The following is a 26613-nucleotide window of genomic DNA, read 5'->3' as shown; positions in this document are numbered from 1 at the left end:
AGTTATAATACACGGACTAACCCAGTGCGTCTTGTTTAAATAAGATTCTGAAACAAGTTCAGAATGACGAAAAGCAATTAATACCCACCAGAGCCCTTGCCTCTAGAAGTTTAAATAAGGTCAATTTTTGATAGCATAGATTCTAACTTAGCTTCAAAATTAGACTCGTCAAAACCTAGTATGCTTCCCACTAACTGACCATTTGTATAAAAATAAAAACTAGGCACACCCCAAAATTTTATTTCTGGCCAATCAGCTTGATCATAAATATATAAATACTCCACACCGTCAAGCGCTTGGTTTTCCTTAACGACTTCTTTGATAAAGAAATTCCCGTTTTGTGGCATCAACCAGTATGAATTGTTTATAAATACAGACTTGAGTTCGTTATGTTTTAGTAGCCACGTAGCAAACTTCTTTGAGTGTTGACAAAATGGTGAACCAATCATAATGACTAACCCAGCATCTTTAAAACTAAAACGTTTTTGAGTTAATAAATTATCCGTGTCCACCTTTAACAAGTCTCTTTTTTTTCTCTTATTTGCGTTGACCTTTGGCACCTCAGGTAGGGCCAGCTCAGGATATTTCAAGCGCAATTTACTTGCCCTTTCAAAGTCTCTAACAAATAGGTAGCTCTTATAGAGATCTTTTATTGGTCTTTTATCGAGTTTATTTATAGCGAGCGTTCTAACTGTTAACTCTTCCAACTTGGGAATTAATTGTGCTCTTTGCGGCGTATAAAAAAATATCTTTTTTAGTGCTCTATGCACACTATTCAACTTAGCTATATTCATTCTCGATAGCTTCTGACTATCTAACTGATGATGCACACACTTTTTGTACAACTGCCAATAATTTTTAGCGCGTTGATCAGCCAAGTCGTACTCTATCATTTGCTGTGACTTCAGCTTAAACCGAAATTCCTTATCAATCATATTGCTATATTCCATTACCGTGGAATGCTCATAAACTGTGAGCGTTTTACACTTCTCAAATTCAATTGAAAGCGCAACGCTGGGTATAAAAAGAAGAAAAATAAATAGTTGTCGCATAACTCATCTCTGAATAAGCTCACTTAATGCAAGTGAGCTTTGTTCTTGCCTAAAAATAAAACGTTACAACTGGTAATTTATTGGCAACTACCCAAGCAAATGTATTCATAGCTATAGTAACATTTATGCGCCGAGATACATTCATAATCCTTATAACCATCGGTAAGTATTTTGTTGCCAAGCCCAAATGAAGCTTCATTTAGCAACGCGGCATCTTCCTTAGTTTCCACTCTGGCACCCTTTAGCTTACTAACAACATGTTGAGCACCAAATAGAGACAGTACTTTATAAATTTGTGTTGGAGTGAGTTCATACTCTAAAGGTTCATAATTAAATCCACCCAAACCAGATTTGGTAAATACGACACTATTAACAAACTTCTCTTTACCAGCAGGAGAAAGTAAGTCTAAGACAGAGTGTCGATTAGCAAGGCTGACCAGCGCTTCAGTTGTTTTTATTGGGGCGTGTTGCCACGCTAATTGGCGACGAAAAGACTCAGATTCAATAGCTTGCTGCTGTGTACTACTCAACATTGAGTCACTTTCATAAAGATTATCCGCAATCACGTTTGCACTACTTAGCGTAACACCGGCGAGAAAAAAAATACCAAACTTACTAAAGTTAAATTTCATGACTAATTCCTTTTTAATTTACATTAAACATCACCTACTTTTCGTTTAATCAGCTCCCAAGGCAATTTAATTGTGGATCCATCTAATACAAAGTGTTGTCCTCACTGATATAAACTAGAATCGTATGGTGATTCATACACCCTAGCGTAGTTAAATATTAAATAATTAATTTACTTTTTGTTTACTAAAATAATGTGAGTTATAGAGCATTTTTTTATTAATATAAAAGGTAGGTTATGAGATACCTGCACCACTTGAACAAAAAGCAAGTAGTGATGATTGCCAAAAATTCACGTGTTCAAAAAGGTATGTTGTTTAGCACCATAATGTAGTGTCATGTTGATAGAGCACAGGTGCTCTATCTTCACCTGCACTTTAAGGGGTATGTCAATGATCTCCGTTGGCAGCCACTTTATAGGCAATAAGCGCAATAACGCCAACAATTAATGGTACAGGTGCCGCAATATAACCAAACGCATCTGAATTTGCGAAACTAGCACTTGCTAAGTGCCCTACCAAACCAACAACAAAAGCGAGCAATGCGATAACAACGACAATAATTTCTGCTTTATGTTGTGAAGCTGTTTTACCTTGCATAATCCTTCTCCTAACTAAACTATTTTCTTAATGTCAGAGTGATTATGCACTTTATATAAAGGCTGTTTTTTGACCTAAATCAAGCCTGGAATTTAGCCAAATCGCAGCGTAACAAGTTGTTGCTCTAGATCAACTAATATACAATTTTCATTGCGTGGAGCGCATATTGGCAAGGTTTATTCCACCGTGGTTCAAGTAGTAAAAAATCATGAGTTTTAAGTTTTGGGGTAGAAATCTATCACTGCGCCCATATGTATCTAGTGGTAAGTGAGATAAAAAGCAAAGATTGATTTGTTTTTTCGATGGTATGCATAGATTTTAGTCGATAGGCATTTTAGCTATTTTCTCCCATACTGAGTACATCAAAACAAGGAGCTTATTATGAACACAACTAATTCTATCGGTTTAGACAACCAAAGAAGTCAAGCGCTGGTAACATCATTAAACACATTGCTAAGTAGTTACCAAATTCAATATATGAACGCCCGTGGCTTTCATTGGAATATCAAAGGGCGTAACTTTTTTGAGTTACACCTAAAATTTGAAGAAATCTATAACTTACTACTTGAAAAAGTAGATGAAATTGCTGAACGCATTTTAACTATTGAAGGCAAGCCATTACATGCATTTTCAGATTACCTTGAAGCGAGCAAAATAGTCGAAGCAACAAACATTAGTGAAGGCACAGCAGCATTAGATAACTTGCTTGGTGGTTATAAAACACTTATTGCCATGCAACGAGAAATCTTGGAGCAAGCAGGCGATGCTCAAGATGAAGGCACCGCAGCACTGATGAGTGATTATATCAAAGAACAAGAAAAGCTAGTTTGGATGCTTAAGGCTTATCTTAATTAACCTATCAATGCTCCCTTTGCAATCTGGTCGGTTGATAACTAACTCTTCCATAGAGGTAAAAAAGTGCACGTCAGTTGTGGCACCTTGCCACAACTGCTCCAGCACATGGCGGGCAAGTGCGTTTGCCCCCACATAACTGACCGTTTGCAAACCTCGCTGTGTAACGCCAGCTAGATACTGGCGTGAGTCCTCAATGCTATCAGCGGTACTCATTTCAAACTCTCTTAAATCAACCACTGCAGCCGTCATGCTTTGCGGTGCAAATTGACTCGCAGTAGCCATCAAATCGTTTTGAAATGCAATGATTCCTTCTTTATTAAAAGCCCCTTTCATACTTATATAAGCACAAGGAGGGTCCATAAAAACACGCCAAAGGCCATGGGCTACAAACATCAAACTACCTTATCAATCATTGCTTAACTTGATAATAAAGCAATAAAGAAGGCCATTTCCAGTGCTTTATCTTGTAAACTTTTAAATCGCCCTGAGGCACCACCGTGACCTGCTTCCATATCTGTTTTAAAAAGCAGTAAATTGTCATCAGTTTTTAACGCCCTGAGTTTAGCCACCCACTTCATTGGTTCCCAGTACTGTACTTGTGAATCATGCAGCCCCGTTGTTACTAAAATATTAGGGTATGCTTGAGCAGCTAAGTTATCGTATGGTGAATAATTCAATATACTTTGATATGCTGCCTGCTGATTAGGGTTACCCCACTCATCGTATTCATTGGTGGTCAGTGGTATTGACTCATCTAACATAGTAGTTAATACGTCTAAAAATGGAACATGAATGCCCACTCCCAAATACAGTTCTGGAGCCTGATTTACCACCGCTCCCATCAATAAACCACCAGCACTGCCACCAGATGCAAATACTTTGTCTTTATGTGCATACCCTTGCTCGGTTAAAGCCCGCGTTACATCAACAAAGTCATTAAAGGTGTTTTGCTTATTAGCCTTTTTGCCTTGTTCATACCAATTTCGGCCTAACATCTCAGAGCCTCGAATATGCGCAATGGCATACACAAAACCTCTATCTAGTAATGACAATGTTGTACTAGAAAAGCTAGGGTCAATAGTAATTCCATAGGCACCGTATCCGTATTGCATGAGCGGATTAGTACCATCTTTATGAAATGTATCTTTTCTATATACCAAAGATACGGGTACTTGCTCACCATCTCTGGCATTCACAAAAACTCGCTCTGACGCATACTTGTTACTATCAAAATCACCGAGTACTTGTTGCTGCTTACGCAACGTTTTACGCCCTGTGCTCAAGTCACAATCGTATACTGAGCTCGGTGTGGTTAAACTAGAATAGTGTATACGTACATGAGAAGCTGTTCGCTCTGGATTATATCCAATACCTGCGAAAAAGCATGCATCATCAAAGCCTAATTGGTAACTTTCTCCTTGGTAGTTATGCACTACAAAACGAATCTGCCCCAACTCTCGCTCGGTGATCACAAAGTGACTATCAAATAGCTCCATGCCTTCAATTAAAATATGTTCACGATGAGCAATCAACTCTTGCCACTGAAGCCTATCACCGATGGTTTTTTCACACGCCTTCAGCAAGCGAAAGTTTTTTGCGTCATGATTAGATAAAATATAATACTCGCCAGCGAGTTTCTCAATACCAAATTCATGGCCCTCAGTGCGCGGCAATAGTCGCTTAAACTCACCCATAGGCGCATCGGCGTCTAGTGCTAGTATATCGCTGGTTTCAGTTGCCGCTAGGTATATATAAATTTCACTCTCATCGCGGCTTTTACCCAACTCCATATAAAACTGACGGTCTTGCTCTTCATATACCAGCGTATCATCGCTTTGTGGTGTACCTAATACATGACGATATACCTGAAAACCCAATAACGTTTGTGCATCTTTTTTCACGTAAAATACAGTTTTGTTGTCATTACTCCAGACCAGCTGTCCTTCCGTGTTTTCTAATACGTCATCAAGGTATGTATTTGTGCATAAATCTTTAAATCGAATGGTATAAATACGACGGCCATCAATGTCTTCACTATAAGCTAGCAAATTTTCATTAGGACTTATTGTCATCTCACCCACATCATAATATTCATAGCCTTGTGCAAGCTCATTAATATTCAGCAGTAGCGTTTTATCTGATAACAGCTCATTAGTCGCACGATAGTGACTGGCATATTCATCATCCCCTTGCACATCACTCACATACCAATATTGACCGTCTTTTACTGGCACAGAGCTATCATCTTTCACAATACGGCCCTTCATTTCTTCAAACAAAGCGTGTTGCAATACTTGGTGAGCGCTCATGTGCTGTTGTACATATTGATTTTCTTTTTCTAGATGCTCGAGTACCTGAGCGTCTTGCCTTTCATCATCACGCATCCAATAATAATTATCGGTTCGTGTGTGTCCATGATGCGTCATATTGTGAGGGATTTTTTTTGCAATCGGTGAGGTTATTTTATCAGTCACTATGGTGTTCCTATTTTATTTTTTCCAGTCTAGCATAGCTAATGAGCACACGCAGTGTTGTCTTGAGCAAACAGCAAAAAGGCCAATCTCTCGATTTGGCCTTTTGAGTAAATAAATATTACCTACTATGCATTTTGTATTTTGTTACGTGCTTTGAAAAGCCCTTTGATAGCATTGTATAAGCCTCTGAACATGGTCCGAACATCTGTCATAATGATGTATAAACACGGAACCAGCAATAGCGTGATCAGTGTGGCAAATACCACTGCAAAGCCCAGTGAAACAGCCATTGGGATAACAAACATTGCCTGCAAGCTGGTTTCAAACATAATGGGTAAAACACCCACAAAAGTTGTTATAGAAGTCAGTGTAATAGCCCTAAAGCGTGCACACCCTGCATTAATTACCGCGTCTTTAAGCTGCACTCCCTCTTTGCGAGCTTGATTCACAAAATCTGTCATCACCAATGAATCGTTGATCACCACACCTGCAGCAGCAATAATGCCGTAGGTCGACATCATGCTTAAGTCTAAGCCAAAGAACAAATGCCCCCAAATTGCACCAACCAAGCTAAATGGGATCACCGACATCACAATCAGTGGTTGTGCATAGCTTTTAAGGGGAATAGCCAACAAAATATACACAATCAACATTCCTACAATAAAGAATACCAATTGTTCATTCGCTTGCGCTTGCTGCTCTTCAACCGAACCGCCTAGCTTGGTTTTAACCGATGGAAAACTCTTTAACAACTGAGGCAAAATATCATCATCAATGCGCTTGGTCACCGCATTTGGTTCGACCACTTCTTCATCAATATTGCCGTAAACATACACAGTGCGATAGCCTTCTTCACGACGAATGTAGCTTATCCCTGGTTTTTCAACCAGTTCAACAATATCACCAAGCATAACTTCTTTACCCTTTGGCGTAGTGATCACGGTATGTTTTAAAGATGAAAATGCTTCTCGCGTTAATTTTGGATAACGCACCATGACTCTCACTTCTTCGCCACCTCGGATCACGCGTTGTGCTTCACCACCATAAAAGCTGGCACCCACTTGCATACCAATATCTTGTAGTGATAAGCCCAAATCATGCGCAACAGGCTTTAAAGTCAGCTGAATTTCCTTACTGGCAGGGTCAATCGTTGAGCTAATATCAAATAGCCCTGTTTCATCTTGCAACATCCGAATCAGCTGTCGACCCGCCGCATTTAGAGTCTCAATATCAGAGCCATACAATAAGTAACCAAAATCACCGTCTGTACCTAATGAAATTACCTCTTCTTCAATCATAATGGATTTTACACCGGCAATTTCAGGCATACTTTCTCGCCAGCGACGCGTTAATTCAAAAGTATTAAATGGACGTAACGCTTCATCAACTAATGGCGCTAAAACACGGCCTTCTGTTTGACCTTCGTTCATTACCATGACATCTCGGACCATTTTCTGTCCAAATTCCTGTTCGATTTTCTTGTCTTCAGAAATAATAAGCTGCTCTAACTGACGGATTGCCGAAATCGTTTGCTCATCTGATGCATTATCATTCATGGTTAGATTAATTGCAGGGAAATCATGAGGTATTTTAGGTACAAACAACGTTCTCACAGCACCACTTGTTACCAGTGTAACGCTCATGATAAACATACCAATAAAAGCAAATAGTACGGTCCAACGCCACTGCACACACAAGGTCACAAAACGTTTGTATGGTCCATTTACAAAACCAAAGAAGCGCTTATTAAAACGCACACGCCAGCTATTTTCAGCCAACGGACTAAACTTGGTGTGTGCGATATGCGCAGGAAGAATTAACTTAGACTCAACCAAACTAAATGCTAAACAGAGTAATACCACACCGGCAATAGAGATGAAGTTAGAACTATCAGGCCCGCTTGAGAACATCAATGGTGCAAATACCGCCATTGTAGTAAGTACCCCAAAAGTAGCCGGCGTTGCAACACGCTTTGCACCACGTACAACATTCTCTACGCCGGGTCCATTCTTCTCTATTTCGGTGTAAGCGCTCTCTCCAATTACAATGGCATCATCCACCACTATCCCCAGTACCATAATAAAAGCAAACAATGACACCACGTTAATCGTGATCCCAATTAGTGGCATGGTCATTATCGCGCCCAGGAAACAGATTGGCAGACCAACCATCACCCATAATGCGAGCTTAAAACGTAAGAAAATAGACAACATAATAGCCACTAAAATAGCGCCTTGGAACAAGTTGCTTTTCATCATGCTTAGACGACCATTGAGGTAATAGGTCATATCAACAAGTGGGTCTATTTTTACACCTGCTGGCAGTTCAGCATTTTTCTGCGCAATATATGCCTTCACAGTCTGTGCAATGGGGATCATGTTTTGTTCTTTGGTCGCTTTAACTGCAATATAAACCGCATTGTCACCATTTAATTTAAAATAGCGCTCGCCTTCAGTAAACGCATCTTTAACGACAGCCACATCCCTGAGCAGTAATTTAGCGCCATTTGCACCAATCTTAACCGGGATTTGACGGAACTGTTCACCATTATACGATTGATTTTCTACTCGCACTGAAATAACGCCAGCATCTGTGCGCAATTGGCCAGCAGATAAGTTCGTTGAATAACCTCGAATTGCTGCGGTTATATCACTGATAGTCAGGTTGTACTGACGCAGCATATCAGGGTCTATTTCAATACCAATCTCATCAAGTGGTACATTCACTTCCACGAGCGATACATTGCTCAATTGCAGCAATTCGTCTTCAATATTTTTAGCAATTGGTTTTAAGTCAGTTAGGGGTAAGTCTGCCGATACCGTCATGCCAATCACATCTTGACGAAACTCTCTTTGGCTGACAGTTAAGGGCTCCATTGCTGCAGGGAAAGTAGCAATACCATCAACTCGCAGCTTCACTTTATCCATAACATCAGACAACTTTACATCTGGGTCTATCTCAAGTGATGCACTGCCACCATTGCGAAAAGCGCGATATACGCCTTCTTCGATTTCAGTAACATCTTTTAATGCTTCTTCAATTTTTACTAATATGCTTTCCTCAATTTCCTGAGGTGATGCACCAGGGTAGGTCGCTTCAATATTAATATAATTCAACTCAACGTTAGGAAACATCTGACGTTGACTCGTAAAATAGGACGCGATACCAACAATAAGAATAAACCACATTAAAAGGTTGGCTGCGACTGGATTGTTAGCAAAATAGGCGATGATGCCTGTTTGCTTCTCAGGTTGTTCCGTGCTCATACTCACTCCCTACACCTATAGCTTTTGAGAAGATGCTTGCACATCTGATGAGTCTGCACCTGCAACTTTAACCGCCATACCCTCTTGTGGATACTCTGGCACCGTCGTCACTATTCGCTCATTATCATTTAAGCCCACATTAACAAAAAAGAACTCCCCTTCTTCACGGATCACTTGCACCTTACGCGGTTCTAGTTTGTTATCATCATTTAATAACCATACAGTTTGATTATTGACTAAATCTTGCGGAAGACGATAAATACGATTCAAAGTTTTCCCCGCAAAATCAACCTGTACAAATGCACCAAACTTAATTGCTGGCTGGTCAGATTTAAGGCCATACGGGTCATCGATTCTCACCACTAGGTTAACCATTCTGGTTTGCGTATCGACCACTCCTAAATCGCGGTCGATAAAAGCTTGACGTGTAAAACCATTTAAGCCACTTTGCGTCACGTTTGCTTTAATACCCGCCACATTTTTTGGCAAAAAGGCACTATCAAACCCCGCTATAGGAATAATAACTTCCGCAGCTTCAATATTGTTTAGCTGAGCTACTGACGTACCCACTCCAACAAATTGCCCTAAGCCCACGTTTCTAGCAACCACCAGTGCATCATATGGCGCTACCACTTCACAGTTATCTAAATCGCGCTGTGCTCTTTTCAGCGCTGCTTCCGCTGATTTAACCGATGCTTTTGCACTCATCACCTGAGGTTTACGAAGAAATAAGTCGGTATGTTTTTTATTCGGGAAGCGGTTGGCTTCATCTGCTGCTACATTAGCCAAAGCTTGTTCTTCTATTAATGCTGCTTTAGCGCGTGACAACTCAGCTTGCGCTTGCAACAAAGCCGCTTCATAATTATCCTTTTCTATACGCATTAGCACATCTCCGCGAGCAACAATACCACCTGCAATAAAGTTAGGATGCCAATACATTACTTCACCAGACACTTGCACTGATAATTGGGTTTGCTCGAAGGGTTTAACTTCACCATAACTATTAATCATTACTTGATGGTCTAACGCTGAAATCAGCTCCACTTCGACTACAGGCCGGCTGTCAATAGGCTCCTTCTCTTTAGGGTCCGACGCTATGGCATTAATGCCCATGGCTCCAACAGCACCTATCACCAACACCGCAAAGGGTAATATCCATCTTAAAGTATTCGTTCGCATGACTTCACCTTGTAAAAAATTCCTGCATCTATAGTAACAATAATACAAACAAGGAGAACGTGACATTTGTAATTTTATGTTACGTCTTTTTATATAATCACAGAGTCACGCTTGAAAGCCCCCTAAAAAACTAATTACATGTTTTTGAATAGTTTTACAACATGCTAGTAAACTTCACTGAAACCAATAATATTTGCAAAAATCACCGTATTACACTGCTCGTTATGTAACTGTAATGTATCGATAGCGGAGTGCGCCCAACATAGTGAGTGCTCAGCTGGCGAGTTACTGATATCTAACCAGTTGTCCATACTCAGTGAGTGTACATCTTGGTTGTTGATACGCGTGATAATATCACCCACACGTAACCCAAACTTAGTTGAACGAGCAGCAATATGTCTCACCACAAAATGGCCGCTTCGAATCTTTCTTAGCTCTAACCCAGACAAGTTATAACGCGTTTTAAAATTCTGTCCGCGAGGCTGTAAATACAATATACTGGTGTGATAATCAACTGTAGTAACAAATTGATTCAAAAATGCATTTCCGATAATCCATAACTCATCCTCCTCATCCGTCGGAATAAAATTAGCCTTCACATTTGGTACTTTTAAATCACCTAACTGAATGCTTGTAATATTACCCCTTTGGTGTTCAGTTCTACCTGACAAACCAAAATCAGCGGCGCCAACAAGAGGCGTTATTTTAATATTGTGATTCGCCAGATACGTAGCACTGAGCTTTAAATAGTGGCGTGACCCAGTATCCAATATGATAGGCATCTTCACTTGATGTTGATCAGTTAAATAAAATTGAGCTGGTAACCTTACTTTGCTAAATGAAATGGAAAAAGGTATTGCATGCGTATGAGGTGGTGGTTGATATGCCGCACGTGACAGTTCAATTGTTTGTTGTTCTTTGTCAAAAGTCCACGCAAAGTGTCGCATTACATCGTGACCTAAAACACCATCAAACGTTGCTTCATCATCTCGCAAATAGTATTTACTCGTAGATGTTGGAATAACGGCTAATGCCATATTATCAAAGCTCACTTGGCCCAAAGTAAACTTATCAACTTGTGTTTTATAAGCCGCACTTACCTCTTCATCTCCCCAGCCACCAATCATCAACTCAGCCTGTTGTGATAAGCCCATCGCATTGACTTTCGGTGTATCAAACAACACACTAAAACTTGCTCCACTATCTATTAACAGCTTTAAACGATGACCATTTACGTGGACATTGACATAACTTTTTTCCCCTTCAAAAGAGGAGTCAAGTAGCTGCTTATGCAGCTGATCTTGCCAAACTGGTTCAATATCAGAGTTTGCCCACTTCATACCTATGGTTCGCACAAAACTGCACCCAGATAGAACTATGCTCAGGGTAACCAAAAGCCAAATTTTCATATTATGTCCTGCCGTTGCTGAAATAGCGTTCAACATATAAGACTCGAAGTGAAATGTTCGTGAAGCCAATCATTTGATCGACACTTTAAACAAAACGATATGCACTACTGAAGAAAAACAAAGATTGACTGTATTTTATGCGTCTATGAACTGTAACCGCTGAAAATATTTTTAAACAAGTTACTTTTAAATGCACCTTACCTATCATAGCCTTACTTCGCTTTAGCAAAAATTAATTATCTTAGGGGAGACCTCAGACAGCTCAAAATTTTCTGCAAAGTACGCTTGATAAAGCTGAAAATCAACAGAAGCAAGGAATTTACCAAGCAAAGCACAATACCTTAAAACAATTTGGTATTGGTTATAACTAAAACAAAGCAAAAAAATAAATACACAATTAATTTATTATTAACATTTTATTTACCTAAGGGGTTTTTCGTTCTACCTTAAATGTGTCTCACTTTTAGACAAAATAAACACATGTAAGGACTAACAATGAAAAAACGCTACTTTCTTCCTCTACTGAGTTTTGCCTCAATGGCAGCACTTGCACAAGTTCCTTTAAGTGAGGAACAAATGCTCAGCTTTACAAGTAAAACAAATGAAGCTGTCATTGGCAAAACAGCCACATTAAATCTCGCGCTCAGTGGTAAAAAAAATACCATTATGCAAACAATCTCTCATCCAGATGCCAGCTATATAAAAGTACACTTTAAGAACGTTAACCTAAAAGGCGGTGGCAAACTCATCGTTAGAGCAACGGATAATAGTGAACGTTATGAGTATACTGAAGCAGACATGCGCAAAGCGACGCTAGAAAAAGGTGATAATGGTATAAACCATTTTGCCGCTATGTCAGTCTCAAGCGATACCGTGATTGTTGAGTATACGCCCGGTTCAGACCTAAATACGACGCTTGGCACACCTATTATTGATTATTACCACTTCGGTATTGAAAACCAGCTTGGCAGTGATGATATAGGTACCGATTCAACTTGTGGCGCGATGGAACGCAAGGACGTGCAATGCTGGGCTGACTCACACCCAGAAGAGTTTGAGCGCAGCCGCCCTGTTGCACGCCTGGTTATTGGTGGCCGTAGCCTATGTACTGGTTGGCGCGTTGGTGAAGATAATCATATGTTCACTAATAACCACTGTGTTGAAACCGCATCAGAGCTTACTTCTACAGAGGTTTGGTTCAACTATCAGCACACCAGTTGTAATGGCACAACGAAAGAGACAGTGGTAAAGGTCACTGGTAAAGATTTTTTAAAAACCGACTACACGCTAGATTACACCCTGTTTACTGTTAACAACTTTGAGCAAACAGCCCCATTTGGATATTTTGGCTTAGATATTGACGATGCAACTCAAGATCAACGTATTTATATTGCACAGCACGGTGCTGGTAACCCAAAAGAGCTGTCTATCGAATCAGATCAAGATAATGGCGGTTTGTGTCAGGTGAATGAAACTGATGCGAATGGCCGTGGTACAGCGACTGACTTAGGTTATTACTGTGACACAACTGGCGGTTCATCAGGTTCTCCAGTCATCGCCGCAGACACCCGCGATGTTATTGCCCTTCATCATCTTGGTGGTTGCACTAACAAAGGCGCTAAAATCAGCAAAATTTGGCCACAAGTGGCAAATGTATTCAATAACCAAGTGCCTGTAGGTGACCAGCCAGATCAAAACCCTAGCCCTAGTGCTAAATTCACTTACAGCTGTGAGCAACTCGCTTGTCAATTTGATGGCTCATCATCAACCACACCTAACGGCAGTATCAATCAATATGAATGGCAGTTTGGTGATAGCAGTAGTAATGACTTTGGCAGCAATGTCTCGCACAGCTATGCAAATGGTGGGGACTACTCAGTCACTTTGACGATTACTGATGAGCAAGGAGAAACGGCCTCACAAACTAAAACTATCTCAGTCTTAGATGTGATAGACGACCCTGCCCAGCTGCAAAAAGGCGTCACCAAAACCGCTTTATCTGGCGTGAAATATTCAGAGCAGTTTTTCTATTTTGACGTACCGGTAGGTGCTACCAACATTACATTCAAAATGGCCGGTGGTACTGGCGATGCTGATTTATATGTGCGTAAAGGAGCAAAACCGACAACATCAACTTATGACTGCCGTCCATATCGTTGGGGTAATGGTGAAACCTGTACACAAAACGATGGTACTGGACGTTATCATGTCATGATAAGAGCATTTTCGGCATTTAGTGGCGTACAGCTAACTGCTGACTATACTAACTAAGGCATATCGGGAAGCATGTAGGCTACGTTAAAAGCTTACCATTTAACAAAACCCTGACATGCACGTATTCTCCATATCAGTTTCATATCCAAGGCGACATAATGTGTCGCCTTTTTTAGTTATTATATTTTACTTTGTTATAAGTCGTACCAAAGCCCTAACCACGCTCGGTTTTCATTATCAATTTTATCACCTTCGACCCGACTCAATCCCACATCTAAGCGCAGATCACTCAGTCCGGCAGGTGCAAACTTACCTAACCAAGTTTGCCCATTGAGCCCTGTTGACCATTTAACACCATAACTTTGTGCAAATACTTGCTCATCAAGTTGATGTTGCTGATAATAAAGCCATGGAGAACTGGCTCTAAGAGCAATCGCCCCGCCATAACCCTCGTATTTATTCCCCTGCGCAGCATAAAATGGCAAATCTGGGGCTATTTGCGTGTTTACTAAACGAGATTGAGGTAGTAATGAGGAGCTAAATCCACCTAATTGCAGTGTTTGCCGCTGCCTTTTTGCAAATTGATAAGATACATACATAGGCATATAAAACGCCTTCCCAAATAGCGTGCCGGTAATATTCTGACCCTGCCAATCTTGCCCACCTGTTTTGCCTTCAATCCAATATCCAGATAATTTCTGACCAATAGCGAATGATTGACTATCATATTGCCATGATTGCTTTGCTCCCACACGTAACCAGTTTTCGCTAACATTATGCTCCTGCTGATGTTGCTTGCTAGCCAACCCAGATAGTTGCCCTTGCAAATGTAATTGCTGCCACTGATATGCACGGCTAAATTGTCCATATACGCCGTGTTGCTCTTTATGCCCCAAAGTTGATTCATATTGCTTCTGAGCATCAAGCCTGTAATCAAAAACGTGTAAATCCCACTGTGATTGACCCTGTTGATAACGGGCTTTGGCAAACATGCCATTTAACGCATTATTGGCAATGTCTTGCGTCAAGCCCACATGCCAACTTAGTTTCTCTAAAAAATCAGACCCTTTAACGCCTACATTTAATACTGACGTGCTGGCAGATATATATTGTGTACCAAGTGCCATGGAGGCACTTTGCTGCCAAATGTCGTATTGAGCTACTTTGCCTTCATGCTGATAGATTTTGGCCAAAGGCAATTGTATCTGTGGCTCAAGTTGTGCTGATGAATGCACTTGGCGTGATTTGGCCCTTATGCTATGTGACTCCATACTATCTTGTTCAGCCAGCTCATAAACCAACTGCCCAGGCATAATAGCAGGGAGTTGATGCATATCATTACCTTGAAAGCCGCTAGACAAATATAACAACTCGCCACTTGGCTGCTCCACTGGGAAAGCGAATAACGACTGGCCTTGCGTGAGTTTATATAGAGCACTTGTTGCTAATTCATAACGATAGATATCGACACTGCCACGGTTGCCTGCTACAAAATAAAGCGCATCGCCACTTTTTGACCAGCTAGGTTGAGTTGCATACTGATATCCTTGAGGCATAGGAACTTGGCGCTGCTCTTGCGTCGTAAGATCTTGTATATACAATTTCCAACCTTGATTAAGTGTATGTTTTAAATAAGCCAATTTTTGTCGTGCATCATGCAACGTAGGAAAGTCATATAAGGTGCTTAATTGCTTAGAAAATAAAGGGCTTACTTCTTGTTTATTGATATCAATTTGCACCAATTCCGAGTAGCCATTTAACACTTGCTCGGCAAAAATCGTTTGACCATCTTGGCTGAGTGTAAAACGACGAATTGCAAGCTCCTGTGTGAGCTGCTCAACTTTACCAGTATCAAGGGACCATTTAAATAGCTCCCCGCGACGCGCGTGTATTGTGTTCTGACCATAAACTGAAGCAATAAAATACAAAGAATTTTCATCGTACCATTTAGGGTAACGAATACCTGAAAAATTAATTGGCTCAAGTGTATGCAGTGTTTTTTTGGCAAATACTTTTGGCCGAACATCAGCAATATCTTTTGGGTCCGCAGCTAACCGTGCTTGTTGCTGCTCAATAAATTCTTCTTCAGCTGTTGGATCGTCTTTCGTTTCATACACATTTAATTTAACTCTACCTTTACGGTCTCTTTCTACTATTGCTAACTTGCTTCCATCCGTAGAGAGCGCCGGGCTGGTTGCTGAATATTTATAATCTTGCCAAAGCACACTATGCAAAGGCGCTTCTTGCTGCTCTTTAGCCATCGCTTTATAAGTAAATTCTGCGATAAAGCGCCGGTACAAAGTAGCTGGATGCTCTGCAAAAACGCCATAGAATGCACTGTCAAAACTCCTAGACTCCACAGCTCGCATGCGAGTCCAAACAGCGTCCAGTGTACTCTGAGAATAATGCGCTTCAAGCCATGCTAAAAAACGCCCCCCGAGCAGATACGCCATAGCTTTAGAGTAATACTCATCATTACCTTCATTGAGTTGGTCGTACGATAACAACCCACCTTGTTGGGCAAGCTCAGTTAACAATGCATTAGTATAATTATCATAAATACGACCTCGCCCAGTCATTTTTGATTCCATTAAGGTCGCATAGCCCTCAGCGACCCAGCGCGGCATCATTGCCTGTGACAAGTCGAATATATCCCATGAATCTCTGATTGCTTGCTTCCAATGATGCCGACTCGGTTGCGACAAATGTACTAGGTGAATGTACTCATGAAGAATTAACAGTTGCTGCCAACTGGCATGATTTGAAATAGCAGTGTCTGATTGAGGTGGGGTCGTAAACAAAGCCATCAAAGGGTTATCAGTGCTTGGCAACGCAAACCCATTCGCTGCATGGTTTGGATCAAATACCACGACATCAGCTTTACCTTCTAATACACGCTGCTGCTGTTGCCAAACTTTATCGCGAACTATTTCAAGCTCTTGCGCAGCAGAACGCGCCCATGCTTCGTGGCCCTGCGTATAATGAACATTAAAGTGTTCGGTATTAAGTGTAAACCAATTGGGTGATGCCCATACTGACATCACAAATAAACCACTTAGTTTTAAACAATTTGTCACGACTGACTTTATGCACATAAATTCATAACTCTATGATTGACGATTTCAATGAGTATGCCAAAAATCAGCCTGCTTAACTGTATGAAAATAAAATTAAATTGTAAGTTTTAATGACTACATCATCATTGTTCGTGATGTAATTAGTAAAAAGAGTGAATAGCAACATACCGCATCCTAATACGCAGTATACAGCGCACAAAGGATACGGTAATTAAACTGCAAATTTAAAGCCAACGAATAACGGTTGCTAGCGTATGGCTTTGCCCAGACTCAACACATACTATATCGTCTAGCACATTGGCAGCTTCAAGGCATAACATGGTGTGATACTCATCATCTCGAAAATAACTAAGCCGCTTAGATTTTTCTATCCAAGGGTTCCACAACACACAAGAGCTTGAGTTTTCTCTTACAACTTCAATGCTGCCTTCGGGAGTTTGAATCGTTTGAATGGCGCTTGCTTGAGTGTACACCATATCTGTTTCTCGCTCAAAACCAACCACCTTATCTTGTAAAAATGGTCCTTTGCCAAATTCAATATAAGTTGCGCCTTGTAAACCATCAACAATGGTATTTTCAATTGCAGAAGTTGGAAAATATGTATGCAATGCTTGAGACAAAGTAAATGCCTCCTTCCCCAGATTGGTGTTCGTTAAACGCACCTCTAACTGCTCAGAAAAACGAAACTCAACTTCCAACTTAGAGTCATATGGCCAATATTTCTTATCCACTAGGCGCATTGGTAAAGACAAACGAACCACTATATGATCACTAAACTCATTGACTTCCTCTGCGCGCCATAACAATTTTCTAGCTACACCATGAATAGGCCAATCAGCTTTCTCATGCACGCCAAACCACGGCCAGCAGATAGGAATACCACCACGAACAGGTTTTCCTTCTTGATAGTCTTCCTCTGCAGAGACCCAAATTAAGGGACTTTTTCCTGCCGGTGTAAATTCACACAATTGTGCGCCTTGTAAAAACACCTTGGCAGTACATAACGGGCTATTAACATTGATATATTCAAGCCCACTATCAGTATGTTGAATAGAAACTGATGCAGATAATTCCATCTCTCACCTTATTATTGAGTATGTCACTACCTTCTACATTACCTAACAAATAAGTCATGAGTAAATAAATAACGCTCAATGATGAAGGATCCTCATCATTGATCGTTGTTCTGAGGTAAACTAAGACTGTTTATCTATGAAGTATAAGTTTTTTCAAGGCAAAGGCTTTTAACACACGAAATGAACAGCTGGCATAATGATTTATGCCAGTTGCGAATAACAAAATAGTGAAAGCCTTTGATTAAACTTTAAACTGACCCACTAAGTCGGTCAGGTTTGAGGAAAGTCGATTCATTTTCTCACCACTTTGAGCTGTCTTATTAGCCACCTCGGTAACGCTGTCGGCAGCATTTTTAATCTCAACAACATTGCGACTAATATCTTCTGCAACATGCTGTTGCTGTTCAGCTGCGGTGGCAATTTGTGTATTTACATCGCTTATTGTTTGAATAGACTCTGTAATATCAGAAAACTGAGTCTGCGCAGACTGACTTAGCTCGACAGTCTTTTCGGTTCGTGCCAAACTTTTACGCATTTCTTGAGATACTCGCTCAGTCATTTTACGTAATTTGTCCAATTGCGATGCAATTTCTTCTGTTGATTCCGAGGTACGTTGCGACAGTGCCCTTACTTCATCAGCAACTACAGCAAAACCTCTGCCATGTTCACCGGCGCGGGCCGCCTCAATTGCAGCATTCAGAGCAAGTAAATTTGTTTGCTCTGCGATACCGCGGATCACACTTAAAATAGACATTATACTTTCGCTTTCACTATCTAACTGAGTAATGTCTGAATTAGCTTCCGTGATAGCAGATGCAAGTTCTGCCACACTCGACACGGTTTGTGTAATCACATTTTGCCCCAACTCAGATGCTTGCTGTGTTTGTGAGGCAAGCTCTGCGGCATTCGCACAGCTAGCTGCAACTTCGTTTGCGGTCGCCGCCATTTCGTTAATAGCTGTAGCTGCCATTTCAAGCGCTTGTTGTTGTTGGGTGGTCGAGTTTGTAAGCTCTGTCGCCTGCGCCGATGTTGCCTGCGCCGTTGTGGTTACTTGCTGAGCACATTGGTTTATTTGTGTTACTAGTTGGGCTATCAAGTTCAAAAATAGATTAAAGCTATTGGCTAATTTGCCCGTTTCATCTTTTGCTGTAATATCCAAACGCTGTGTTAAGTCCCCTCCCCCTTGTGAAATGACAGTAAGCCCATCACTCACTTCTTTAATGGGCTCTGAAATTAACCGAGCTATATAGGTAGACAAAACAACAAAAACTGCAATTAAAATACCACTGAGCACAATAATCGTAATGGTCATATTATTAGCCGATGCCATCACCTCTGAGGCCTGTACCAAACCTACAAATTTCCACCCTAAACTGTTTGATGTGTATACGTTGACAAAATAGTCCTCACCACTGAGCTCTATGTTGTACAAACCAGCATCCTCTCGTGCTATATCGGCAAATACACCGCTGGCTATTTCATCAAAAGGCTTAAATGTATGTTCTGGATATTTTGCATCCGCCAATACCGTGCCTGTATTTTCAACAAGGACTAAATACCCGGTCTCTCCCAAACGAATCTCCTTAACAATATCAGTCAAGCCGCTGAGCGATACATCCATACCATGCACACCAACTTGTTGACCTTCGTGCATTAACGCCTTAACCGTAGAAACGATCACCATATCATCAGGAGCCCAATAATAAGCATCGGTTCTGATGGTATCGCCGCCGCCTCGTTTTCCTGTTTGATACCAAGGACGCTCGCGCGGATCATAGCGCGCATTAACTTCACCTTGTGGCCATTGAATATATCCCCCCTCTTCGTTACCGACAAAAATATACGCTATACCGGGGTGAGTTTGGCCAAATAAGTCTATTTGTTGAAAAGCTTGTTTTTCAATCGCATGATTTTGCATCGAGTTAAGCTGTGTTGCAGAGTTGGTATCAAGATAGGTTTTTACATTAGTTCGCGCTGCAATAATATCGGGGTGTGCCGCAAGATAGTCGACATTTTTAGCTATTTCACCAAAAAACATGGCAATACCGTTATCAATTTGCAGAGCTTCTCTATTGGCCAGCTCAGAAAAATTATCCAACGAAGCCTGCCGAGTTTGCGAAATCATTAATCCCGCGATGATTAATAAAGGCAAAACAATTGCTGATATAAATGCTAACCGCAGCTTTTGCGAAATACTCATTGTTGCATCATCCATTAATATGGTCTTAGAAATATAGATACCAAGGTACAAAGTGGTCAAGCATTAGGGCGTAATTTGCTGAATTAACTTAAAATCGTGCGACTGTTTCTAATTTGAGATATTTGGTTAAAATGGTCTACTCTAATACATACAAGTAACTATCACAGTAACTATAAAGTGGGTAACCATGCATAAATTAACATCTCTCGCACTTGCAATGAGCCTAATGCCTTGCTTTGTTCAGGCAAATGATGGAGAAATACAGAAATTAAAACAACAGCTTGCTGATTTGCAAAAGCAAATCCAAAAGCTTGAAAAAAAATCACTAGAAAAGCCTAAGAAAAAACCATCGGGGATCAAAGTTGGCGGTGCAGTTCGGACAAACTTCAGTCACACATCCTATAATGATGGTAATAAAAATCGCGGAGGTGACTTTGACTTTGATATTTTTAGAGTCAACTTTGCAGGCGATATTGGCGATGTACAATTAAATGCAGAAATACGTTTTTTTGATTACATGAGCGCGGTTAAATATGCCTATGTTGGGTATAATTTTGCTAAGGACTGGCAAGTACAAGCGGGGATAACAAAAGTCCCGTTCGGTAACTGGCCATACAATTCGCACAACTACTTTTTTAATACAACCTACTATATTGGCCTCGAAGATGATCATGATTTAGGCGTTTTATTCAAGCGCAAGCTTAAAGACAACTGGCAACTAGATATTGGCTTTTTCAAAAATGATGAGCTCGGCGGTGTGGATGGCTATGTAGAAGATAGAAATGACCGTTACTCTTATGATGTTGTAGGCTATAGAAAAGCGGGTGATGGAGTATATGATGACCCCACCCAGCCACTCGGTGAATATAACACTTTTGCAGGCCGGTATGCATATCACTTTAAGCATAAGGGCGGAACCACTGAAGTTGGTTTCTCTGGGCAAACAGGCGGCTTACACAATGGTATTGAACGTGCAGGAGACTATCAATCATGGGCCGTACATGTAAACTCGAATATGGGGCCTTGGAACTTTCAATTGCAACATGGCGAATACAACTATGATGTAGATGGTGTTGATCGTATGGCCGTCGGTGCTTACGCGTTTTACGACAGCATGGCTGCCCAAGCAACCACGTCTAACGTGAATGTTGCCTACAGTTTACCGATTAAATGGGGTGCAGTAACTGGCCTGCAGTTTTACAATGACTTTGGCATCATCTACGACAAGTCAGATAATACTGAAAACACTTGGATGAATGTCACCGGAGTTTCTGTTGCCGCAGGCGGGTTCTTCACTTATTTTGACTTTGTAAATGCCAAAAACCAACCATTTGTTGGCGGCTCAATCGCGGGTGATAGTGACGACACTGAGCGACGTTTTAATATCAATATCGGCTATTATTTTTAATACGCAGTAATCAACCGCCAGCAAAGCTTTAAGCATTACTGGCGGTTTAAAAACTCGCAAACTTATCGTGCTGTGATAAGCTTTAAATATCAATTTCATGCAAAAGAGCTAAGCGATGGCTAACAAGATTATGATGCTTTTCAATCGGTGTTTTTGGCTTCATATTGCTGGTATTAGTTTTGTTGGTTTAGGTTTTGTAGGGATTGTTTTACCCGTCATGCCAACCACCATATTTTTTATTTTAGCCCTTGCCTGTTTTACTCGCTCTAACCCAAAGCTTGCTAACTGGCTACTCACTCACAAAAAGTATGGCCCAGTACTGCAACAATGGCATAACCATAGAGTGATCCCTACCAAAGGAAAACTATACGCAGGACTTGGTATGTCATTAGGTTTTTTTATCTTGCTTCTTAGCAGCTCTGCCGCATGGGTGCTTGTGAGCGTTGCATCCTGTGAGCTGCTGGTTATGCTCTACATCTGTTCAAAGCCTTCACGTGTACCGAACGGACCTGGCCTATAAAATAATTTACCAGTCTTTGTAGCAGTCGCTATATCAACCTGTATTAAATCGACACAAAGAAGTTACCCACTATGAATTTAAACCAAATTACATTACCTGTTAACAATATGGCGCATGCCACAACCTTTTATCGCAAACTTGGCTTTTTACAGATTGTCGATACCCCACATTATGCGCGTTTTGAGTGCCCTAATGGTGCTACGTTTTCACTGTCGCTGTGTGAGAACGGCCAACAACACGGTGTTACTATTTATTTTGAATACGAACAACTTGATGAATGGGTGACTAAATTGCAAAGCAAAGGCATCATTTTTACATCACTACCAGAGGATAAGCGTTACTTATGGCGAGAGGCGCAATTACAAGACCCCAGTGGCAATCAGATTAAACTCTACTGGGCTGGGGATAACCGCCTTAATCCTCCGTGGCGAGTAGAAATAAGTGAAACGTCTTAGGGACTTATGTGGACTCCCTGCCAATGTCTCATGTAAAAAATCGAATGCTGCAATCGAGATAAGTCACTGTCTTTCATTTAAATTCATATCTATAGTGTAAAATACAAGCAAAGCTAGAAAGTTAACTTTGTCGTTAAATAAGTCAAAAAGGTATAGAGCATGGATAAAAGCAATAAAAGTGCAGCTGGGAAATGCCCTGTTATGCATGGCAGTAATACGCGTATTGGTGATAATAAAACCAAAAACCTTGATTGGTGGCCTAACCAATTAAACCTAAAAATCCTTCACCAAAATGATACAAAAGCCAACCCCTTGGGTGAGAGTTTTAATTATGCCAAAGCTTTCGAGCAGCTTGATTTGGCCGCAGTTAAACAAGACCTTAATACACTCATGACAGACTCACAAGATTGGTGGCCTGCAGATTACGGTCATTATGGTCCATTCATGATCCGTATGGCATGGCATGCCGCTGGCACCTATCGCACAGCCGATGGCCGAGGGGGGGCTGCAACAGGTAACCAGCGCTTTGCCCCACTCAATAGCTGGCCTGATAATGCTAATTTAGATAAAGCTCGCCGTTTGCTTTGGCCTATAAAACAAAAATATGGCAATAGTTTATCTTGGGCTGATTTATTTATCCTAGCTGGTAATGTCGCATTAGAATCCATGGGCTTAAAAACATTTGGCTTTGCCGGTGGCCGAGAAGATATCTGGGAACCAGAAGAAGATATTTACTGGGGTATGGAAAAAGAATGGCTAGAAAACAACCGATACAGTGGTGAAAGAGACTTGGAACACCCTTTAGCAGCAGTACAAATGGGGTTGATTTACGTTAACCCTGAAGGACCTGATGGTCAACCTGACCCTGTAGCGTCAGGTAAAGATATTAGAGAAACATTTAAACGCATGGCCATGGATGATGCCGAAACAGTTGCATTAACAGCTGGCGGACATACATTCGGTAAATGTCACGGTGCAGCGCCAGATTCTAATGTAGGGCCTGACCCTGAAGCTGCACCATTAGCAGAAATGGGCCTAGGCTGGCGTAACCAACACGGCAGTGGCAAAGGCACAGACACCATCACTAGCGGTATTGAAGGTGCATGGACGCCCACACCAACACAATGGGATAACAGCTACTTTGACGTACTCTTTGGATACCAATGGACACTTTCAAAAAGCCCAGCAGGGGCACAACAGTGGGAGCCTGTCGACTTAGCACCGGATCATCATGCACCCGATGCTGACAATGCGAATAAACGCGTTGGCATTATGATGACGACCGCCGATATGGCCATGCGCGAAGATCCTAAGTACCGAGAAATATCAAAACACTACCATGATAATCCAGATGACTTTGCTGATGCTTTTGCGCGCGCTTGGTTTAAACTCACACATCGTGATTTAGGGCCAAAATCACGCTACCTTGGACCTGAGGTGCCTAAAGAAGATTTACTTTGGCAAGACCCTATTCCTAATGTAACTCATGAATTAGTTGATCAACATGATATTGACCAACTTGCTGAGCAAATTCTCGCTTCACAATTAAGTGTTTCAGAGTTGGTATACACCGCGTGGTCATCAGCTTCAACCTTTCGAGGGTCAGATTCTCGTGGCGGAGCCAATGGCGCACGCATACGCCTAGCCCCGCAGAATCAATGGCTTGTAAACCAACCTGAACAACTGCAAAAAGTACTGTCTACATTGAGCCAAATACAGCAACGCTTTAACGATGCACAAACAGCCAATAAATCCGTATCACTTGGTGATTTAATTGTACTTGGTGGTGCTGTTGCTATTGAGAAAGCAGCCAAAGCCGGTGGCTTTGATATCCTAGTTCCTTTCACTCCAGGGCGAAGTGATGCCAGTGCAGAGCAAACAGATGTGGAATCTTTCGATGTGCTAGAGCCCATGGCTGATGGTTTTAGAAATTATCAAAAACAAAACTACAGTGTTCGTGCCGAAGAGTTATTACTAGATAAAGCGCAGCTATTGACATTAACTGCACCAGAAATGACCGTATTAGTCGGCGGGTTACGCGTGCTCAATGCCAATTTTGAGCAACGCCCTCATGGTGTATTAACGACACAACCAGAAGTGTTAAGTAATGACTTTTTTATCAACTTGCTCGATATGGATACACGCTGGCAAGCAGAAGATGAGCATGCTAATACTTATACAGGTCATTGCTGTAAAACTGGACAACAAAAGTGGCAAGCCTCGCGCGTTGACCTGATATTTGGTTCAAACTCGCAACTACGCGCCATTAGCGAAGTTTACGCCTGCAAAGATAACCAATTGAAGTTTATACAAGACTTTATCCTTGCGTGGACTAAAGTAATGACTGTTGATAGGTTTGATATTAAGTAAGCAGCCTAAATAAGGGTAAAAGAGCACGCTCGCGTGCTCTTTTTATAATCATGTATGTAAGGCTGGTATTAATCCCCACTCAACACAGTGCCAATCACCCTGTTGCCCCGTTTCGTTCTCGAAAATACATATACCACCCGTAGGCACTTTTAAATTCACTAAGTCAAACTGACTATCCAGCACGTGGCTAAAGCGCATAATACCATTACTACTAACCATCAATGTGGTTCTATTTACTTGCTGAACTAATATTGAACTTGCAAAAGCATGCCAGCCATTTCGCAGTTCATCAGGGGCAACCTGCCACCCAGCAGGTACTTCGCCATGGCTATTCCAACGTGTAATAATTGCCTTTCCTTTGGCTAAATCACCCTGACCCAAACGCAGCATCACATCCTGCTCTACCTGATTTTCATCCGGCCCATAATCGATTTCATTCAAAAAGTCATCGGACTGTATCTCTTTCTCATCAATGTTTAATACTCCACAAATTAACTTTGCAGTTTGTTGATGACGCTTTAATGGTCCAGCATAGATCATATCTGGTACGAGCTTATTCGCTAATAAATATTGCCCTATAGCTATCCCTTTACCTTGCTCTACTAAATCAAGGTCGGTACGCGCACCAACTCGAGTAGGCGTATCTGTTGGTAAAAATGTATTACCGTGTCTGACGACAATTAATCGTGTTGTCATAAATACTCTCATCTTTAAATTGTACCCAGCACGGCACATATAACCACTAAAGTGTTAAATCGTACTCACCATCTCTGGCAATAATCGCTTCAGCACGTTTAATATCTTCAGGGCTATCTACTCCACTCATTCCGGTATGACCTTGATAACTCACTGGCACCATTTTTACCGCTAAGCCATTTTCTAAAAAACGCATTTGCTCTAAACCTTCGCAGCTTTCATAGGCACTTTCAGGTAACGTAAAATAGGCCTCTAATGCGCTGGCGGTATAACCATATAAGCCAATATGGCGTTTTACTGGCGATAGTGTTGTTGTCTGTCGCATCGACGCTTCTTTACGAATAGCGGGAATAATATTTTTGCTAAAAGTCAATGCCAGTTGTTCGTGGTTAGTTTGCACCGTAGTACCACTAAATGGTGTAATTTGCTTAACGGCTCTCAAATCATCAAGCTCTTGCCATGTTAGCTCAACATAAGGCGTAAACACCTCTCCTACTTCGCTATTGCGCCACGACTGTATCAACTCACTAATAAACCAAGGCGGACAAAAAGGATTATCTCCTTGCAAATTTACGATAAAGTCTGGTTTTTCGGTCAATTGCTTTAGCACATCAAAACATCGCTCTGTGCCACTACTACACTGCTCTGACGTCATCATACAAGGTACATTGTTCTGCTGGCACAACTGCATAATTCGCTCATCGTCAGTTGCCACCACATAGTCACAACCTTGTTGACTCGTAGACACATAACGCGCCATATCAGCGACTCGTAACAACATTTCTCGCCCTGCAATTTTAATTAATGGCTTACCTGGCAATCGCGTACTGCCATACCGAGCAGGGATCACTATCAGCGTTTTATGCATTTTATAGTCCTTAGAAATAGTTTAAATATGGCTGCGCGAATACTTCTCTAGCACCTGCGACTGTGGTCCATTATAGACCGCCTAGCGACATGCTTTAAAGACTTGTTTTAATCAGCACCGTACAACCTAATCAGTGCTCTCTTACTACTAACAACCCTATTACCCATGTAACAAAATCATCTACTTAGTAAAATAACCGCTAATAAAAGATTGCAAACTATGAAAGTTAGGAGATATCCCTAACTTTTTGTTGCAATCTAAATGA

At 41.2% G+C, this 26613-nt stretch carries 19 protein-coding genes; 6 read left to right on the top strand and 13 right to left on the bottom strand.

Translation table 11 applies throughout. The annotated features are described in order from the left end of the window. Positions 1-110 precede the first annotated feature (110 nt). The 3 genes from SANK73390_RS00995 to SANK73390_RS00985 form a co-directional block, all read right to left on the bottom strand. Entirely contained in the window at positions 111-1052 is a 942-nt protein-coding gene (locus SANK73390_RS00995; RefSeq protein ID WP_462762411.1) for a hypothetical protein, read from the bottom strand. 77 nt (positions 1053-1129) lie between these two features. Then, positions 1130-1684, bottom strand: coding sequence for a hypothetical protein (locus SANK73390_RS00990; RefSeq protein ID WP_462762409.1), 555 nt, complete (start codon positions 1682-1684; stop codon positions 1130-1132). 387 nt (positions 1685-2071) lie between these two features. Then, a complete protein-coding gene (locus SANK73390_RS00985; RefSeq protein ID WP_462762406.1) occupies positions 2072-2281 on the bottom strand; it encodes a hypothetical protein in 210 nt (69 codons plus the stop codon). A 381-nt stretch (positions 2282-2662) separates the two neighbouring features. On the opposite strand from SANK73390_RS00985, the gene SANK73390_RS00980 reads away from it, so the two are divergent. Next, positions 2663-3136: a Dps family protein gene (locus SANK73390_RS00980; RefSeq protein WP_462762403.1), complete on the top strand. Its 474-nt coding sequence runs from the start codon at positions 2663-2665 to the stop codon at positions 3134-3136. On the opposite strand, the gene SANK73390_RS00975 is transcribed toward SANK73390_RS00980, so the two are convergent. The 5 genes from SANK73390_RS00975 to SANK73390_RS00955 all read right to left on the bottom strand — a co-directional run bounded on the left by SANK73390_RS00975 (position 3104) and on the right by SANK73390_RS00955 (position 11464). Beyond that, entirely contained in the window at positions 3104-3529 is a 426-nt protein-coding gene (locus SANK73390_RS00975) for a hypothetical protein (protein ID WP_462762401.1), read from the bottom strand. The genes SANK73390_RS00980 and SANK73390_RS00975 overlap by 33 nt on opposite strands. Positions 3530-3552: 23 nt before the next feature. Beyond that, positions 3553-5613 (bottom strand): S9 family peptidase, encoded by a 2061-nt coding sequence (locus tag SANK73390_RS00970; protein ID WP_462762444.1) that lies wholly within the window; start codon positions 5611-5613, stop codon positions 3553-3555. Positions 5614-5735: 122 nt separating this feature from the next. After that, entirely contained in the window at positions 5736-8876 is a 3141-nt protein-coding gene (locus SANK73390_RS00965) for an efflux RND transporter permease subunit (protein WP_462762398.1), read from the bottom strand. A 15-nt stretch (positions 8877-8891) separates the two neighbouring features. Next, the gene (locus SANK73390_RS00960; RefSeq protein WP_462762395.1) at positions 8892-10055 is read right to left on the bottom strand and encodes an efflux RND transporter periplasmic adaptor subunit; all 1164 of its coding nucleotides are present in this window, start codon (positions 10053-10055) and stop codon (positions 8892-8894) included. A gap of 164 nt (positions 10056-10219) precedes the next feature. Then, positions 10220-11464, bottom strand: a complete 1245-nt coding sequence (locus SANK73390_RS00955; protein ID WP_462762393.1) for an aspartyl protease family protein — start codon at positions 11462-11464, stop codon at positions 10220-10222. Between the two features lie 495 nt (positions 11465-11959). Here SANK73390_RS00955 and SANK73390_RS00950 point away from each other — a divergent pair, with 495 nt between their 5' ends. Further along, complete coding sequence (locus SANK73390_RS00950) at positions 11960-13735, top strand: PKD domain-containing protein (protein ID WP_462762390.1); 1776 nt, start codon at positions 11960-11962, stop codon at positions 13733-13735. Between the two features lie 137 nt (positions 13736-13872). Here the strand turns inward: SANK73390_RS00950 and SANK73390_RS00945 are convergent, their stop codons facing one another. From SANK73390_RS00945 to SANK73390_RS00935, 3 genes are all read right to left on the bottom strand, one after another. Further along, the gene (locus tag SANK73390_RS00945; protein WP_462762388.1) at positions 13873-16719 is read right to left on the bottom strand and encodes a TolB family protein; all 2847 of its coding nucleotides are present in this window, start codon (positions 16717-16719) and stop codon (positions 13873-13875) included. Positions 16720-16979: 260 nt separating this feature from the next. Further along, positions 16980-17831, bottom strand: coding sequence for a D-hexose-6-phosphate mutarotase (locus SANK73390_RS00940; protein ID WP_462762385.1), 852 nt, complete (start codon positions 17829-17831; stop codon positions 16980-16982). Positions 17832-18072: 241 nt separating this feature from the next. Further along, positions 18073-20046 (bottom strand): methyl-accepting chemotaxis protein, encoded by a 1974-nt coding sequence (locus SANK73390_RS00935; protein ID WP_462762382.1) that lies wholly within the window; start codon positions 20044-20046, stop codon positions 18073-18075. Positions 20047-20218: 172 nt separating this feature from the next. On the opposite strand from SANK73390_RS00935, the gene SANK73390_RS00930 reads away from it, so the two are divergent. From SANK73390_RS00930 to katG, 4 genes are all read left to right on the top strand, one after another. Further along, on the top strand, positions 20219-21439 hold the full coding sequence (locus SANK73390_RS00930; protein WP_462762379.1) for a porin: 1221 nt from the start codon (positions 20219-20221) through the stop codon (positions 21437-21439). A 115-nt stretch (positions 21440-21554) separates the two neighbouring features. After that, positions 21555-21959 (top strand): YbaN family protein, encoded by a 405-nt coding sequence (locus SANK73390_RS00925; RefSeq protein ID WP_462762376.1) that lies wholly within the window; start codon positions 21555-21557, stop codon positions 21957-21959. 71 nt (positions 21960-22030) lie between these two features. Beyond that, the gene (locus SANK73390_RS00920) at positions 22031-22414 is read left to right on the top strand and encodes a VOC family protein (RefSeq protein ID WP_462762374.1); all 384 of its coding nucleotides are present in this window, start codon (positions 22031-22033) and stop codon (positions 22412-22414) included. A 159-nt stretch (positions 22415-22573) separates the two neighbouring features. After that, positions 22574-24784: a catalase/peroxidase HPI gene (gene katG / locus SANK73390_RS00915; protein WP_462762372.1), complete on the top strand. Its 2211-nt coding sequence runs from the start codon at positions 22574-22576 to the stop codon at positions 24782-24784. A gap of 48 nt (positions 24785-24832) precedes the next feature. Here the strand turns inward: katG and SANK73390_RS00910 are convergent, their stop codons facing one another. Both SANK73390_RS00910 and SANK73390_RS00905 read right to left on the bottom strand, forming a co-directional pair. Then, positions 24833-25480: a histidine phosphatase family protein gene (locus SANK73390_RS00910; RefSeq protein WP_462762371.1), complete on the bottom strand. Its 648-nt coding sequence runs from the start codon at positions 25478-25480 to the stop codon at positions 24833-24835. A gap of 46 nt (positions 25481-25526) precedes the next feature. After that, positions 25527-26348 carry a 3-deoxy-manno-octulosonate cytidylyltransferase gene (locus SANK73390_RS00905; RefSeq protein WP_462762368.1) on the bottom strand — a complete coding sequence of 274 codons (822 nt, stop codon included), beginning with the start codon at positions 26346-26348 and terminating at the stop codon, positions 25527-25529. Positions 26349-26613 lie beyond the last annotated feature (265 nt).

The organism is Pseudoalteromonas sp. SANK 73390, from assembly GCF_054966645.1.
Note: the sequence above shows the minus strand (reverse complement) of the source record. Positions and strands in the feature narration are given on the sequence as shown.